This window comes from Streptomyces sp. NPDC001515, from assembly GCF_053597115.1.
Genome location: NZ_JBSFHN010000021.1, coordinates 123,563 through 138,292, shown reverse-complemented (window position 1 = coordinate 138,292; position 14,730 = coordinate 123,563). Strand labels below are relative to the sequence as shown.

Below are 14,730 nucleotides of genomic sequence, written 5' to 3'. Positions count from 1 at the left end.
GAAGCCTGGACGGCATGACACGGACCTCCACCGCCGCCGCGCCCGTTGCGGCCGCCGCCCCGCCCGCCGCCGGCCGTGCGCGCCTCGTCCTGCGCACCGTCGCGATCGTCGCCTGCGTCCCGTACCTGGCGCTCAAGACCGCGTGGATCTGCGGGAGCCGTATCGGGATCCCGGACGGCAGCGAACTCCTCGACCACACCGCCGCGCTCGTCGCCGCCAACGCCGGCTCCGCCGTGATGGACAGCGCCGTCGTCGTCCTCGCGCTGCTGCTGACCCGGCCGTGGGGGCGGCGCGTGCCCGCCTGGCTGCTCGTCCTGCCGATGTGGGTGGCGACCGGGCTGCTGCTGCCGATCATGACCGGCTATCCGCTGCAACTGCTGGTGGGCGCCCTGGGCGGGCAGGCCGTCCAGGACGAGTCCGGCCGCCCGTTCCTGCGGGAGTGGGTCTTCGGCGTCGTCTACGGCGGCTTCATCCTCCAGGGACTCGCCCTGGGGACCCTGTTCGTCCTGTACGCCCGCGACCGCTGGGGCCACCTCTGGCGGGGCGCGCTGCGCGACGTGCCCGCCACGCCCACCGCCCCCGCGCTGCGCGCCGCCGCCGTCGTCGCCTCGCTCCTCGCCCTCGCCCCCGCCGCCGCCCATCTGTTCTGGGCCGCCGGCGCGTCCGCCGGGCTCGGCGAAGCCCGCGCCGCCACGCGCGACAGCGGCTTCTACGTACTGGAGGCGGTCCACGCCCTCTTCGTGGCCGCCGCCTCGGCCGGGGTGCTGCTGCTGGCCTTCCGGCGTACGGAACTGCCGCTGCGCGTGCCGCTCGCCCTGGCCTGGGGCGGTTCGGGAGCCACCGCCTGCTGGGGCGGCTGGATGAGCCTCGCCGCGCTGTATCCCCAGGACAACGTGGCCGAACGCCCCACCTCCGTCACGGTGCTGACCTACGCTGTCCAGATGCTGGTGGGGGCGATGGCGGCGACGGCGGGTGCGTACTTCCTGGCGGAGCGCTCGTCCGCCGGGCGGACGGCGGACCCCCGGCCGTGAGACGGCTGCTCGGTCCGCGCGCCCGCCGGCGCTGGCTGCACCTGATCATCGGCGGCGCCCTGCTGATGCCGTACTACCTGGTCGGCGCGGTGGTCGTCGGACTGTTCCGGCCGGACGCCAACGGGTTCACCTCCCTCACCTCCCAGCTCCTCGCCTACGTCTGCGCGCTGCCGATGGCCGCCGTCAGCGGGCTGCTGCCGCTCACCCGGCCGCTGTCGGTGGCGGCGGCCCGCGCGCTGTGCGGGCTGCCGCCCGGGACGCGGCTCGCCGAGGGGACGGCCTGCACCCGGCAGGCCAGGGTCCGTACGGCCGCCTGGTTCACCCTGCACACCGGCGTCGGCACGCTGGTGAGCGGGGCGACCCTGGCGCTCGTCCCGTTCGCCGTCGCCGTCATGGGGCTGCCGTTCTTCCCGGAGCTGCGCGACTCCGCCGCCTTCGGTCTGCCCCCGGAGCTGAACCGGTTCCCGGTCCTCGCGCTCGCCCCGCTCTGTTCGCTCGCCATGCTCGCGGCGCTGGCCGGCTGCGCGGCGGCGGCCGGGGCGCTGCTCGCCGGCCGGGCCCCGGTCCTGCTCGGCCCGACGCCCGAGGACCGGCTGGCCGCCGCCGAGCGCCGCGCCGCCGAACTCGCGGCCCGCAACCGGCTCGCCCGCGAGCTGCACGACTCGGTCGGCCACGCGCTGAGCGCCGTCGCCCTCCAGGCCGGGGCGGCCCGCCGGGTCCTGGACCGCGACCCCGCGTTCGTCCGGTCCGCGCTCATCGCCATCGAGGAGACCACCCGGCGGACCGTCGGCGAACTCGACGCGGTGCTGGGGCTGCTGCGCCGGGACGACGGCGGTCCGGACGGCGGGCAGGGCCCGGCCGGGCCGGGACTCGACGCGCTGGACGCCCTGCTGGACCACTGCGGGCTGACCGTCGCGTACACCCCGCAGGGCGACCCGGCGCGGGTCCCCGCCACGGTCTCCCGGGAGGCGTACCGGATCGTCCAGGAGGGGCTGAGCAACGCGCTGCGCCACGGCGGCCGGCAGAGGCCGGCGCGGCTGCGGATCGCGGTGCGCGGCGAGGAGCTGGAGATCGTCCTGGACAGCCCGCCGGCCGCGCGGCCCCCGGCGGTCCGCCCCGGCGGCGGCCGGGGGCTGCGCGGCATCGCCGAACGCGCCGTCCTGCTCGGCGGCAGCACCTCGGCCGGGGAGCACGAGGGCGGCTGGCGGCTCGCCGCGCTCCTCCCCCTGCACACCCCGACCGCCCCGGAGAAACCCTGATGAACTCTGACGAACCCGGAGAAACCCTGGTGAACACCCCGGTCCGCATCGTCCTCGCCGACGACGAACGCATGGTCCGCACCGCGCTGCGGGTGATCCTGGACGCCGAGGACGGCCTGGAGGTGGTGGGCGAGGCGTTGACCGGCGCCGAGGCCGTGTCCGTGGTGCGCGCCCTGCGGCCCGACGTGGTGCTGATGGACGTCCGCATGCCGCAGACCGACGGGATCCGCGCCACCGAACAGATCCTGGCCGTGCTCGACCCGGCCCCGCGCATCGTCGTCGTCACCACCTTCGAGAACGACTCCTACGTGTACGAGGCGCTGCGCGCCGGGGCCGCGGGCTTCCTCCTCAAGCGGGCGGCGGCCGAGGAACTGGTGCAGGCGGTGCGGATCGTCGCGCGGAGCGACTCGCTGCTCTTCCCGGCGGCCGTACGGGGGCTGGCCGCCGCGCACGGCCGGCACCGCACGGCCGCGCCGCCGTGGGCCGCCCGGCTCACCGACCGCGAGGCCGACGTGCTGCGGCTGATGGCCCGGGGGCTGACCAACGCGGAGATCGCCGAGCGGCTGCGGGTCGGAGCGGCGACGGCGAAGACGCACGTGGCGGGGGTCCTCGCGAAGACCGGCGCCCGGGACCGCACCCAGGCGGTCATCGCGGCCTACGAATCCGGCTTCATCACCCCGGGCTGAACGGTCCTCGCCCGTGCGTCACGCCCCGTGAAAAATCGGTGAGAAGCGGCACAGCGGGGAACGGATGACCTTGTTTCGCACGTCTGCCCGATGGGATGAACAAAACGATCAGGCGCGCCGCCGTCTTCACGCTGCTGCTGGTCCTCGCCCTCCTGGCGCGGGCGACCTGGGTGCAGGCGTACCAGGCGCAGGCGCTCGCGGACGACGACCACAACCGGCGGAAGACGATCGCGCAGTACGCGCAGCCGCTCGGGGACATCATCGTGGCCGGCTCACCGGTCACCGGATCCACCAGGACGGAGGGCAGCGATCTCGCGTACAAGCGGGTCTACAAGGACGGCGACCTCTACTCCGCCGTCACCGGCTACAGCTCCCAGGCATACGGGACCACCCAGCTCGAAGGGATCTACAGCCATGTGCTCGACGGCACCGAGACCGGGCTGCGCGGTCCGCTGGACACGCTGACCGGCAAGCGGAGCGCCCCCGGCGACGTGGTCACGACCATCGACCCGGACGTCCAGAAGGCGGCGTACAAGGCGCTCGGCGACGACAAGGGCGCGGCCGTGGCGATCGACCCGAAGAGCGGGCAGATCCTGGGCATGGTCTCCACCCCGTCCTACGACCCCTCCGACATCAGCGGGACGACCGACGGGGACACCTGGAAGAAGCTCCTCGCCGATCCGGACAAACCGCTGACCAACCGGGCGATGCGGCAGCCCCTCGCACCCGGTTCGACCTTCAAGCTGGTGGTGGCGGCGGCCGCGCTGGAGAACGGGCTGTACGCCTCGGTGGACGAGCCGACGAAGAGCCCCAGCCCGTACACCCTGCCGGGCACCAGCACCCCGCTGCCCAACGAGAGCGCCAGCGCGCCCTGCGAGAACGCGAGCCTGCGGGTGGCGCTGCGGTACTCCTGCAACAACGTCTTCGGGAAGGCCGCCGCCGATCTCGGCCAGGACAAGGTACGGGCCATGGCGGAGAAGTTCGGCTTCAACGACGAGAAGCTCGACGTGCCCGTACGGGCGTGGAAGAGCGTCTACCCGACCGGGATGGACAAGGCCCAGACGGCGCTCACCGGCATCGGCCAGTTCGAGGTCACGGCGACGCCGCTCCAGATGGCGATGGTCTCGGCGGCCCTCGCCAACGGGGGCGAGCTGGCCGCGCCGCACATGGTCTCCAAGGTGACGGACTCCGACGGACGCACGCTGGAGGACTTCGCCGACGGCGACACCGAGCGGATCGTCTCGGCGGACACGGCGCGGCAGTTGCGCAGCGCGATGGTGACCGTCGTGGAGGAGGGCACCGGCACCAACGCCCGGATCCCGGGGGCCGAGGTCGGCGGCAAGACGGGCACGGCGGAGAACGGGGTGGGCAACAGCAACACCCCGTACGCCTGGTTCACCTCGTACGCGAAGGACCGCTCGGGCCGGGAGGTCGCCGTCGCGGTGGTCGTGGAGGACTCCGGCGCCGCCTCCTCCGAGGTCAGCGGCAACGGGCTGGCCGCCCCGGTCGCCCGCGCGATGATGGAGGCCGCGCTCCGGCGGTAGGCCGGCCCCGTCCGGGCCCGGCGCGGGTACGTCTCCCTGGAGGTGTACCCGCGTCGAAGCGCTTGCGGGTGCCGCTGGTACGCTCTCGCCCCGCACGTCCGCCTGGACGGGGCTGTGAACGTACACAACCGCATCGCGCGGGCACGGGGAGCCGAGCGCAAGGAGAGGGAGCCGTGGGCACATCCGTGGAGCGCACCGATGCCGCCACCGAGTTCCACGCGTTCTTCGAGGCCCATTACGCCGAACTGGCCCGGCTGGCCCATCTGCTGACCGGCGAGGCGGACGCGGCGGACGATCTGGCGGCCGACGCGCTGCTGGCGCTCTGGCACCGCTGGGACCGGGTCAGGGAGGCCGACCATCCGGTGGCGTACGCGCGCGGGGTCGTCGCCAATCTGGCGCGCACCCGGATCCGCAGCGCGGTGCGCGAGCGGCGCCGCGTGGCCCTGTTCTGGGGACCGCGCAACGGCCGGGACGGGGACGCGGCCGAGGGGCCCGACGTGTCGGCGGTCGTGGACGTGCAGGGGGCGCTGCGCCGGCTCCCGTTCCGCAAGCGGGCGTGCGTGGTGCTGCGGCACGCCTTCGACCTCTCGGAGCGGGACACCTCGCTGGTGCTGGGGATCTCGGTGGGTACGGTGAAGAGCCAGACGTCGCGGGCCGTCGCGGAGCTCCAGCGGCTGCTGGGCCCGGACACGGACGCGGCGCAGGTCGAGGTGGCGGTCGCGGCGCGGCGCGGCGGAGGAGAGCGGTGAACGACGAGGAGCTTTCCGGCCGGCTGCGCGAGGCCGCCGAGGCCCACCGCCCGGACCGGGAGCGGATGCTGGCCCGGGTCGGGCGCGGGATGGAGGGGGCGCGCACGCCGTCCCGTGCGGTGCGTCCGCCGCGCCGTGCGACGCCGTGGCCGAGGGTCGTCGGGGCGACGGCCGCGGTCTGCGGGGTGCTGGCCTTCGGCGCGTTCGTCGTCTCCCCGGCCGACGGCAACGGCGGCGGGACGCGGGTGGCGGCGCCCCCGGCGTCCTCCCCGGCGCCGCCCTCCCCCGCGCCCACCACCCCTGCCCGGCCCCCCGCGCCCGGGGAGCTGCGCACCGAGGACGGCCCCCTGTGGACGGACGCGGTCGTCGATCCGCACAGCAACCCGTACTGGGCGCAGAGCGATGTCACGGTCAGGACGGCCGAGCCGCTGACCTCGCTCACCGTGGAGCTGCGGATCGCGCTGACCGGCGGGGTGAACACCACCGGGTCCTGGCGGTCGCTGCCGGAGGACGACTTCACCGTGTCGGCGACCGAGGACGGGGGCTTCCTCGTCTTCCGGTGGACGCTGAGGCCCGGCCGGACCGCGCCGGAGGGCACGCACACCTTCGCCGGGCAGTACAACCACGCCGAGGGCGCGCGGGACGCGTCGGGCGACTACGTGACCGTCCGCGCGGTCCGGGCCTCCGGTGAACGGGTCTCGGTGGGCGACCGGTTCGCACCGGCCCGCTGAGGCGGCGGGTCCGGCCCCGCCCTCCCCCGCGAGCCCCGCCGGTGGCGTCCGGCAGGGCTCGCGCCGTTCTCAGGCGTACGGATTCCAGTCACCCAGCCAGGCGGCCGGGGTGTGCAGTCGCGCCTCGGCGGCGGTCAGCAGCGGGCGGTTGGCGGGGACGGTGACGCGGGCGCCGGGTCCGGTGTTGCGGTACTCGGCGAAGCGCTGGTCCTGCCAGGGGAAGCCGGCCGACATGGTCCCGTAGGGCGCGTCGGTGTCGATGCCCGCGCCGAGCACGCTGTCGCGGACGGTCAGCATGGGGTGCGCGGTGACGTCGGACGAGGGGACCCAGGGGCGGGCCAGCTTGAAGTACCCGTCCGGGGCGGTGCTGGTGACACGGGAGCGCAGCACGAGGAAGCCGTGCGGATTGGCCCCGGCGGTGCTGGGCGCGAAGACGAAGCCGTAGGGGGCGGAGGCCAGGTCGGTGCGGGTGAGGGTGCGGAAGTGGCAGCGGTCCAGGACGGCGGTGGCGCGGCCGAAGACGAAGTCGACGTCCCCCTCCACGTAGCAGTCGCGGTAGTACTGCCGGGCGAAGGCGGCGAGGGAGGCGGAGTCGGCGTACAGCGTGTCCTGGTGGCCGAGGAAGCGGCAGCGGAGGAACGCCGAGCGGTCGCCGGTCGCCTTGAGGGCGACGGCCTGGGTGCCGGTGTACTCCGGGTGGTCGGCGCGCAGCCAGTCGTTGGCGAAGGTCAGCGCGTACGCGGTGAGTCCGGCGGGGCGGGCGGTGACGGTGGCGGAGCCGCTGGTGCCGTAGGTGCCCGAACCGTCGGGGCGGGGCGTGCCGTTGGCGTTGTCGTAGACGATCACGGTGTCGCGCGGGTCGCCGCTCGCGCCGATCAGGGTCAGTCCGGTGCGGTCGGCCGGGATGTCGACGGTCTCGCGGTAGGTGCCCGGGGCGATGACCAGGGTGCGGCCGGGGCCGGTAGCGGCGTCCACGGCGGCCTGGACGGTGGTGTGGTCCCCCCGTCCCCGGGCGTCGACGTAGAGCGTGCCGGCGTCCGCGCGGCGGGCGGGCGAGCCGTGGCGTCCGAAGGGGCGGGACGCGGGGAGGGCGCGGGCCTGCGCGGTGGGGGCGGCGAGCGCGAGGGCGGCGCCGCCGCCGGCGAACAGGGTCAGGGCACGGCGTCTGCTGGGCATGGGCGGTCCATCCTTTGCACGGTCGCGGGTGGGGCGTGGTGTGCGCGTACGGGACGCGCGGCGGGCCGGGGCCGGGGCCCGTCCGCTGCCACGTGGGCGGCGGACGGGCCCCGTCCCAAAGGGTCGGCCGGTCAGGCGCCGGGCATCCGGCCCGCGCCCGCCGAGACACCGACGACCAGCGGCACGAGGAGCGGGTGGTCGACGCGGGTGCGCAGGGACGGGCTCCAGCCGGCGCCCGAGGTGAGCTGCTCGGAAGGGACTCCGGCGTTGTGGACGGCGATGAGGTCGGTCCGACGGCCGTTGACGTAGTTGTCCCCGGCGGTCAGCGAGGACTCGGACCACTTCTTGAGGATCTTCGCCTGGTCGAACTCGCCGCTGAGGGAGAACGCGTTGTGCTCCGCGACGAGGTGGGACTCGGCCCCGATGCCGTAGGAGTAGCCGTAGACGCTGCCCCGGGTGGCGACGAAGTGGTTGTTGTAGGAGTCGACCTGGCCGAAGCGGACCCGGGGGGCGCGCTCGTTGAGGTCCTTGAAGAGGTTGTGGTGCAGGGTGACGCGGAGGCGGCCCCGGTCGGTCTCGCCGGCCTTGTCGCTGTTGCCGATCAGCATCGTCTTGTCGTGGTCCTTGAGGACGTTGTAGGACGCGGTGACGAGGTCGGCACCCTTGACGATGTCGAAGAGCCCGTCGTGCTGCTGGTAGAGCTCGTCGAAGTAGCGGGGCTGGTCGGCGTCGTCGCGGTCGCCGTCGCTGAAGGTGTTGTGGTCGACCCAGACGTGGTCGGAGCCGTGGACGACGAGGTTGTCGTACTCGGAGTTCCAGTGGCCGGTGTCCCCGTCGGTGGGGTCCCACTGGGGGAAGCAGTCGTAGGTGTCCTCGAAGGTGATGTTGCGGACGATGACGTTGGAGACGTTCTGGATCTGGATGCTGGCGCCGATGACCGTGGCGTCCTTGCCGACGCCGACGATGGTGGTGTTGGACGGCACGTAGACGTTGACGGCGGCCTTCTGGAGCTTGGCGGAGGCGAGGCGGGCGTCCTCCATCGGCCCGGACGGGACCTCCTCGCGGCCCCAGGTGTCCGGGTCGTAGGCGGCGAGGTACTTGTCCAGGGTGTAGCCGTCGGTCTGGTACGCCTCGCAGCCGATGGGGTTGCCCTCGGCGTCGGCGTTGCCGTGGACGGTGCCGTCGATCCTGATGATCTTCGGCGCGTCCCCGGCCTCCTCGAAGGCGGCGATGAGTTCGGCCCGGTTGGTCACGGTGTAGACGTGGTCGGGGGTGGCCGCCGCGCCTCCGGTGGTGGAGCCCTCGGCGGACGCCCAGCCGTCGCCCTGCGGGAGGACGGCGCGTTCGATGCCCCGGTGGTGGGCCGCGCCTCCGTTCGGGGCGGCCTGGGCGGGGACGGTCAGGGCGAGCGCCAGGGAGGCGCCGCCCATCACCAGGGCTATGGCGCGAGCATGACACATGCGTGCGGGCATGGCGGTTCCTTCGGTCGTGGGGTGATGAGCTGCTGAGGTGCTGGGGGTGGGTGTGCGGACGAGCGGGCGGGCGCGGTCTCAGACCGGCTGCGGCCAGGTGATCCACTCGGCGGGCACCGGATCGTCGGTGCGGCGCACCTCGCGCGGGGCGAGGACCCGGGCGGCGGTCAGGGCCCGCGCGGTGAGCCGCGCGACCTCGATGGCGCCTCGGGGCCGGAAGTGCGTGTTGTCCTGCCGGCCCTCGGGGTAGTTGGGCGACCGGCCGGGCTCCAGCCAGTTGAAGTACGACTGGGTGGCGTCCGGGCCCAGTTCCTGCCAGCGGGCGAGGGTGAGGGCCTGGAGGTCGAGCAGCGGGACGCCCTCCTCGGCGGCCAGCCGTCGCATCGCGTCCGGGTACGCGCCGTGGGTGGGCCTGGCCGTGCCGTCCGCCGCGAAACGGCGGCGCTCGACGGGGGTGAGCAGGACCGGCAGAGCGCGCCGGGCGCGCGCCCCGTCCAGGTACCGGCGCAGGCAGTCCGGGAAGGTGGTGTACGGATCGGTGCCGCGCGCCGGGTCGTCGGTCTTCTCGTCGTTGTGCCCGAACTGCACGAGCACGAGATCGTCCGGGCGGACCTCGTCGAGCAGGGCGTCGAGCCGGCCCTCGTCGATGAAGCTCTTGGAACTGCGGCCGTTCATCGCGTGGTTGGCGACGGCGAGGGTGCGGCCCAGGAAGAACGGCAGGGCCATGCCCCAGCCGGTCTCGGGCGCGGCGTCGGCGTACTTCTGGGCGGCCGTGGAGTCCCCGGCGATGTGCACGGTACGGGGGCGGGGCCGGCCGTTGCGGTCGTCGGCCGCGGCGGGCACGGCGTGGGCCGTGGCGAGGGCGAGGGGCAGGGCGGCCAGGGCGGCGGCGGTCTGCCTGCGGGTGAGTGACACGGTGAAGCTGCCTCTCTCGGGGTGCGTAGCGGGGCGTGCGCGGGCGCACGGCGGTACGGAGGCCGGGGCCGTGCGGGCGCGGGCCTTTCGAGGTGGGGGCCGGCGGCGGGACGGGTCCACCGCCGCCGGCCCCCGGTCACCGGGGTGTCGGGCGGGGTGGATCAGCCGTTGCCGATCTTCTTCCACTCCGCCTGGGCCTTGTTCAGCTCGTCCGCCATCTTGTCGAGGAACGCCTTGGCCGTGACCTTGCCGAGCAGCAGCTTCTGGAACTCGGGCTCGTTGTCCGCCTTGCTGATGTTGTTCCAGTCCGGCAGGTAGTACGGCAGCTGCACGATCTTGGTGGAACCGTCGGTGAGGGCCTTGGCGGCCAGCTCCGTCGGCTGGGCGGCGCTGATCCACGGGTCCTTGGCGGCCTCGGTGTTGGCCGGGATGGCGCCCGCGGACTCGTTCCACTTGCTGTTCGACTCGTGCGAGGCGGCGAACTCGATGAACTTCCAGGCGGCCGTCTTGTTCTTGCTGGACCGGAAGAGGCCGAGCCCGTCGACGGGGTTGGAGACCTGGACGCGGGTGCCGCCGTCACCGATCGGGTTGGGGATGCCGGCGAACTTGTCCTTGCCGAGGGCCTTCAGGTGGTCCTGGTAGGAGCCGAGGTTGTGGCTCAGCATGCCGATGGTGCCGGTGTCCCACTGGGCGACCATCTTGGTGAAGTCGTTGTTGACGTCGGCGGCGGGCGTCGTCTTCTTGTACAGCGCGGCGTACTTCTCCAGCGCGGCGACGTTCTTCGGGTCGTTGAGCGTCGTCTTGTCGCCGTTCCAGAACTCCGTGATGCCGGACTGGCCGTAGGCGGCGTCGATCGCCTGGGCGATGGAACCGGCGCCACCGCGGATGGTGTAGCCGAACTTGTTGTGCTTGGAGTCGGTGAGCTTCTCGGCCGCCTTGTAGAAGTTCGCCCAGGTGGTGGGCGCCTCCAGGCCGGCCGCCTCGAACAGGTCGGTGCGGTACCAGAGGGCGCCGTTGTTCGCGGAGGTCGGCACCGAGTACATCTCGTCGCCCCGGCCGGCCGCGTCCTTGACGCTCGCGACCATGCCCTCGACGAGCTTCCCGTCCAGGGAGGAGCCCTTGATCCGGTCGTTGAGCGGCTCCAGGGCCTCCTGGGAGACCATGTTGGCCAGGTAGGCGGTGCCCACGCCGCCGACGTCCGGCAGACCGCCGCCCGCGATGGCGGTGTCGTACTTGGACTGCACGTCCGCGATCGGGATCGGGACGTACTTGACCTTGATGTCCGGGTACTTCTTCTCGAAGTCCTTGATGATCTCGTTCCAGATCGCGGTGCGCGGACCACCGTTGTTGTCCCAGAAGGTGATCTCGCCCTTGCCGCTGCCCTCGGTGCCGGTGTCGCTGCCGTCGTCACCGCAGGCGGTGGCGGTCAGCACGAGCACCGCGGCCAGCGAGACGGCGGCCGTGGCCCGCCCGCGCCGCGTCTTCGAGATGTTCATGATCGGCTCTTCTCTCTCGTGTTCTCTCGGGTGGTGCGCGTGAGTGGGGGGTTCGGTGCTCCGCGCGGAACCGGCCGGCGGCCGGTCCCACGCCGTTCAGGCGGTGGTGCGGAACTCGGTGAAGCGGGCCGTGCCGGCCGGTCCGGTGCCGTCCGGCGCGGTGGCGAACAGCCCGAGCAGGGCGCCGACCCAGCGCCACGGCATCGCGGCGAAGACCTGGCCCGAGGGCCGGAACCCGGCCCCGTCCCCGGTGTCGGCGAAGAAGCGGCAGCGGGCCCCCGTGCCCACCTCGATCCGCAGCCGGACGCTCGCCCCCGGAGCCGGCCGGGCGTGGGCGGCGTCGCGTTCGCGCTCGGCGACGGACTCGGCGTAGCGGTGTACGAGCCGGACGCCGCCGCCCTCGTCCGGCGCCGCCCGCTCCAGCCCGATCCAGCTGAACGCGTCGCCCAGCACGGCCAGTCCGGCCTTGGCCCCCGGCACCTCGCTGCCGAGGCTCAGCTCCACCTCGGCGGTGAAGGTCTCGGCGGGCAGCCGCTGGACGAGCACCTGGGGCAGCGCCCGCAGATCGTGCGCGTGCCCGGTCCGTACGCAGCTGAGGAGCAGCCCGTCCCCGCCGTGCTCGACGGTCCAGCCGGGGCGCGGATTGGCGGTCCACTGCCACTGCCGGCCGTACCGGCCGCCGGGGAAGCTGTCGCTGCTCGCCGGGGCCGTGACGCTCTGTTCGGGGGCGGCCGGTTTGCGGTGCGCACGGACGGGTTCGCCCTCGTCCCCGATGACCGGCCAGCCGTCCCCGGCGTCCCAGCGCATCGGCTGGAGGTGCACGACCCGCCCGTAGGGACCGCGGTCCTGGAAGTGCAGGAACCAGTCCTCGCCGGAGGGGGTCGTCACCCAGCCGCCCTGGTGGGGGCCGTTGACGTCGGTGGAGCCCTGGGCGAGGACGACGCGCTCCTCGTACGGTCCGAAGAAGTCCCGGGAGCGGAAGGCGCCCTGCCATCCGGTGGACACCCCGCCGGCCGGGGCGAGGATCCAGAACTCGCCGTCGCGCCGGTAGAGCTTGGGGCCCTCCAGGGTGAACCAGCCGGGGATGGTGTCGGCGTCGACGAGCGTCTTGCCCTCGTCGAGGAGTTCGCGTCCGTCGGGGCTCATCCGGTGGCCGGTGAGCCGGTTCTTGATCCCGGAGCGGGACTTGGCCCAGGCGTGCACCAGATAGGCCTCGCCGGTCTCCTCGTCCCAGAGCGGGCAGGCGTCGATCAGGCCCCGGCCCGCCTTGACCAGGTGCGGCGTGGTCCAGGGGCCGCGGATGTCCTGGGCGCTGATCTGCTGGATGCCGTGGTCGGGGTCGCCCCAGAAGATCCAGAACCGGCCGGCGTGGTGGCGCAGCGACGGCGCCCACACCCCCCGGTCGTGGCGGGGCGCGGCGAAGTCGGCGGCCGGCTCCAGCCGGTCCAGGGCATGGCCGATGAGCGTCCAGTTGACCAGGTCGCGCGAGTGCAGCAGGGGCAGTCCGGGGACCCGGCCGAAGCTGGAGGCGGTGAGGTAGTAGTCGTCGCCGACGCGCACCACGTCGGGGTCGGACCAGTCGGCGTTCAGCACCGGGTTGCGGTAGGTGCCGTCGCCCCGGTCGGCGGTCCAGGGGCGGGTGGTGGCGGTGCTCACGCGGTCACCGCCCGGCGGGCGAGGGCAGCGGCGGCGGCGCGGTCGAGCCGCCCGTCGGCGACGACGGTGACGACGCGGCGCACGACGGTGGCGCCCGCCGGTACGGACAGGCGCCGGTCGGCGGCGAGGGAGGAGCCGACGCCCGGGTACTCGGCGCCGCGGACGAACCACGGGTCGCGGCGGGTCTCCCCGGTCGCCCCGGCGAAGACCAGGGTCCAGCCGTCGCCGCTCATCGCGATCCAGTCGGCGGCCCGCCCGTGGACGGCCTCCTCGCCCTCGCCGTCCTCGGTGAACACGAGGGGGGCGTCCGGTTCCTTCGGCGCGCGCCAGAAGAAGCCGCCGTAACCGGCCCCGGGGCGTCCGTTGGTGGCCGGGCTGCCGATCGACAGCTCGCTCGCGCCCCGGTTGGTGAGCGAGAAGGAGAAGTCCAGCGCCCAGGCGGTGTCCCCGAGCGCGACGGTCGCGACCGTGCGGTGCTCGCGCAGCAGCTCGGTCCCCTCGGCCTCCCAGCTCAGCTCCTCCACGAAGCCGTCCGGGTCGCGGAGTTTCCAGCCCAGGTGGCGCTGGACGCCGTGGTTGTCGAGCGCGGTGGGTCCCCGGCCCCGGACGAAGGTGCGCCCGCCCCAGAAGTTGTACCCGGCGACGTCCGGCACGGCGACGGAGGCGCCGAGGTGGTGGACGTGGTCGGCGGGGCGTTCCTCGGTGACGCGGGTGCCGCCGAGCGTGGTGACCGGGTGGAGATAGGGGCGGCCGTCCTCGGCCGGCCCGCGCGTGTAGCGGCCGACGGGGCGGCCGGCGCAGCTCAGCAGGGCGGTGGTGGTCGTGGTCACGGTGAGCTCACCTCGGTAGGGAGTGCCCAGGGGGCGCCTAGTTCGGAGAAGAGCGTGAGGGTGTCGGCGCCGGCCGCGACCAGGGCGTCGATGCCGCGCACGACCCGGCGGGTGGTGCCCGGGTCGGTGCCGGGCGCGGTGTGCCAGGTGCCGTCCGGCAGGGGGCGCGGTTCGGGGGCGGTCCGTACGGCCTCGACGACCTCCATGAACGCGCCGGTGCGGTGCGGCGGTACGAGCAGCGGGGTGTCCCCGGTCAGATGGGCGACCAGGTTCTCCAGCAGGTCGGTCCGGCCGTGGACGGTCTCCTCGGGGCCGTGTCCGGCGCGCTGGACGAGGACGCGGTCCTGCTTGTACCAGAAGGTGACGCGGCCCCGGTCGCCGTGGACGATCACATAGGGTTCCCCGGCCTGTTCGGCGCAGAGGGTCACGGCGGCGGTGACCGGGATCCCGGCGGTGGTGGTGATCCGGACGCACGAGGTGTCGTCGGCCTCGATGGCGTGGGCGCGGAAGAGTTCGGTCTCGATGGAGGCGACCTCGTGCGCGGTGCCGTCGCCGGCGAGCGCCAGGGCGGTGGCGACGGCGTGGGCGAGCGGGTTGGTCAGCACGCCGTCGACGACGTCGGTCTCCCCGATCCTGCGCCGCCCGGCCCAGGGGGCCCGCCGGTAGTAGGCGTCGTCGCGGACCCAGGCGCCGGCGGCCCCGTAGCCGAGGACGGTGCCGAGGGCGCCGCCGTCCACCAGGTCCCGGATGGCGGGCACGGCGTGCGAGCCGAAGGACTGGAAGCCGATCTGGCAGGCGGTGCCGGCCTCGCGCACCCCGGCGAGGATGCGTTCGAAGTCGGCGCGGGAGGCGGCGGGGGGCTTCTCCAGGAGGAGGTGGACGCCCCGGGCGGCGGCGGTGAGCGCCAGTGCGGTGTGGGTCTGGATGGGGGTGCAGATGACGGCGGCGCGGGCCCCGGTGGAGTCCAGGAGCGCGCCGAAGTCGTCCGACTGGGCGGGGGGTTCGCCGGCGAAGCCGGCGAGTTCGGTGGCGTCCAGGGGCCGCAGCTCGCAGATTCCGGCGAGCCGGACGAGGCCCTGGTGCTGGAGGCGGCGGATGTTGGCGAGGTGCCAGCGGCCGTGGCCCCGGGCGCCCGCCAGGACGATCGGGACGGGGGTGGCGGTGGGGGGCAGCGAGGTCATGTCC

General features: G+C 74.1%; 13 protein-coding genes. 6 read left to right on the top strand and 7 right to left on the bottom strand.

Annotated features, from left to right (window positions below; translation table 11 throughout):
• The first annotated feature begins 14 nt into the window (after positions 1-14).
• The 6 genes from ACWCXC_RS22865 to ACWCXC_RS22840 all read left to right on the top strand — a co-directional run bounded on the left by ACWCXC_RS22865 (position 15) and on the right by ACWCXC_RS22840 (position 6,000).
• On the top strand, positions 15-1,031 hold the full coding sequence (locus ACWCXC_RS22865; protein WP_450682640.1) for a hypothetical protein: 1,017 nt from the start codon (positions 15-17) through the stop codon (positions 1,029-1,031).
• Positions 1,028-2,290: a sensor histidine kinase gene (locus ACWCXC_RS22860; RefSeq protein ID WP_450890388.1), complete on the top strand. Its 1,263-nt coding sequence runs from the start codon at positions 1,028-1,030 to the stop codon at positions 2,288-2,290. Before ACWCXC_RS22865 ends, ACWCXC_RS22860 begins: the two co-directional genes overlap by 4 nt.
• Positions 2,290-2,976 carry a response regulator gene (locus ACWCXC_RS22855; protein ID WP_450890387.1) on the top strand — a complete coding sequence of 229 codons (687 nt, stop codon included), beginning with the start codon at positions 2,290-2,292 and terminating at the stop codon, positions 2,974-2,976. The genes ACWCXC_RS22860 and ACWCXC_RS22855 overlap by 1 nt, the downstream gene beginning before the upstream one ends.
• Positions 2,977-3,071: 95 nt before the next feature.
• Entirely contained in the window at positions 3,072-4,520 is a 1,449-nt protein-coding gene (locus ACWCXC_RS22850) for a peptidoglycan D,D-transpeptidase FtsI family protein (protein WP_450890386.1), read from the top strand.
• A 173-nt stretch (positions 4,521-4,693) separates the two neighbouring features.
• Positions 4,694-5,269, top strand: coding sequence for a SigE family RNA polymerase sigma factor (locus ACWCXC_RS22845; protein ID WP_450890385.1), 576 nt, complete (start codon positions 4,694-4,696; stop codon positions 5,267-5,269).
• Entirely contained in the window at positions 5,266-6,000 is a 735-nt protein-coding gene (locus ACWCXC_RS22840) for a hypothetical protein (protein WP_450890384.1), read from the top strand. The genes ACWCXC_RS22845 and ACWCXC_RS22840 overlap by 4 nt, the downstream gene beginning before the upstream one ends.
• Positions 6,001-6,069: 69 nt before the next feature.
• Here ACWCXC_RS22840 and ACWCXC_RS22835 read toward each other — a convergent pair whose 3' ends face one another.
• From ACWCXC_RS22835 to ACWCXC_RS22805, 7 genes are all read right to left on the bottom strand, one after another.
• Positions 6,070-7,176: a pectinesterase family protein gene (locus tag ACWCXC_RS22835; RefSeq protein ID WP_450682634.1), complete on the bottom strand. Its 1,107-nt coding sequence runs from the start codon at positions 7,174-7,176 to the stop codon at positions 6,070-6,072.
• Positions 7,177-7,307: 131 nt separating this feature from the next.
• A complete protein-coding gene (locus ACWCXC_RS22830; protein WP_450890383.1) occupies positions 7,308-8,648 on the bottom strand; it encodes a pectate lyase family protein in 1,341 nt (446 codons plus the stop codon).
• Positions 8,649-8,726: 78 nt separating this feature from the next.
• A complete protein-coding gene (locus ACWCXC_RS22825; protein WP_450890382.1) occupies positions 8,727-9,563 on the bottom strand; it encodes a rhamnogalacturonan acetylesterase in 837 nt (278 codons plus the stop codon).
• Positions 9,564-9,724: 161 nt separating this feature from the next.
• On the bottom strand, positions 9,725-11,059 hold the full coding sequence (locus ACWCXC_RS22820; protein ID WP_450890381.1) for an ABC transporter substrate-binding protein: 1,335 nt from the start codon (positions 11,057-11,059) through the stop codon (positions 9,725-9,727).
• Between the two features lie 96 nt (positions 11,060-11,155).
• The gene (locus tag ACWCXC_RS22815; RefSeq protein WP_450890380.1) at positions 11,156-12,715 is read right to left on the bottom strand and encodes a family 43 glycosylhydrolase; all 1,560 of its coding nucleotides are present in this window, start codon (positions 12,713-12,715) and stop codon (positions 11,156-11,158) included.
• Entirely contained in the window at positions 12,712-13,545 is an 834-nt protein-coding gene (locus ACWCXC_RS22810) for a DUF6807 domain-containing protein (RefSeq protein WP_450682629.1), read from the bottom strand. The genes ACWCXC_RS22815 and ACWCXC_RS22810 overlap by 4 nt, the downstream gene beginning before the upstream one ends.
• Complete coding sequence (locus ACWCXC_RS22805; RefSeq protein ID WP_450682628.1) at positions 13,542-14,726, bottom strand: Gfo/Idh/MocA family protein; 1,185 nt, start codon at positions 14,724-14,726, stop codon at positions 13,542-13,544. Before ACWCXC_RS22805 ends, ACWCXC_RS22810 begins: the two co-directional genes overlap by 4 nt.
• Positions 14,727-14,730 lie beyond the last annotated feature (4 nt).

What these genes read in the sequence shown, in the direction of transcription:
- ACWCXC_RS22820 (WP_450890381.1), bottom strand. Translation starts at nt 11,059, where the DNA reads ATGAACATCTCGAAGACGCGGCGCGGGCGGGCCACGGCCGCCGTCTCG.
- ACWCXC_RS22850 (WP_450890386.1), top strand. Translation starts at nt 3,072, where the DNA reads ATGAACAAAACGATCAGGCGCGCCGCCGTCTTCACGCTGCTGCTGGTC.
- ACWCXC_RS22830 (WP_450890383.1), bottom strand. Translation starts at nt 8,648, where the DNA reads ATGCCCGCACGCATGTGTCATGCTCGCGCCATAGCCCTGGTGATGGGC.
- ACWCXC_RS22805 (WP_450682628.1), bottom strand. Translation starts at nt 14,726, where the DNA reads ATGACCTCGCTGCCCCCCACCGCCACCCCCGTCCCGATCGTCCTGGCG.
- ACWCXC_RS22865 (WP_450682640.1), top strand. Translation starts at nt 15, where the DNA reads ATGACACGGACCTCCACCGCCGCCGCGCCCGTTGCGGCCGCCGCCCCG.
- ACWCXC_RS22835 (WP_450682634.1), bottom strand. Translation starts at nt 7,176, where the DNA reads ATGCCCAGCAGACGCCGTGCCCTGACCCTGTTCGCCGGCGGCGGCGCC.
- ACWCXC_RS22855 (WP_450890387.1), top strand. Translation starts at nt 2,290, where the DNA reads ATGAACTCTGACGAACCCGGAGAAACCCTGGTGAACACCCCGGTCCGC.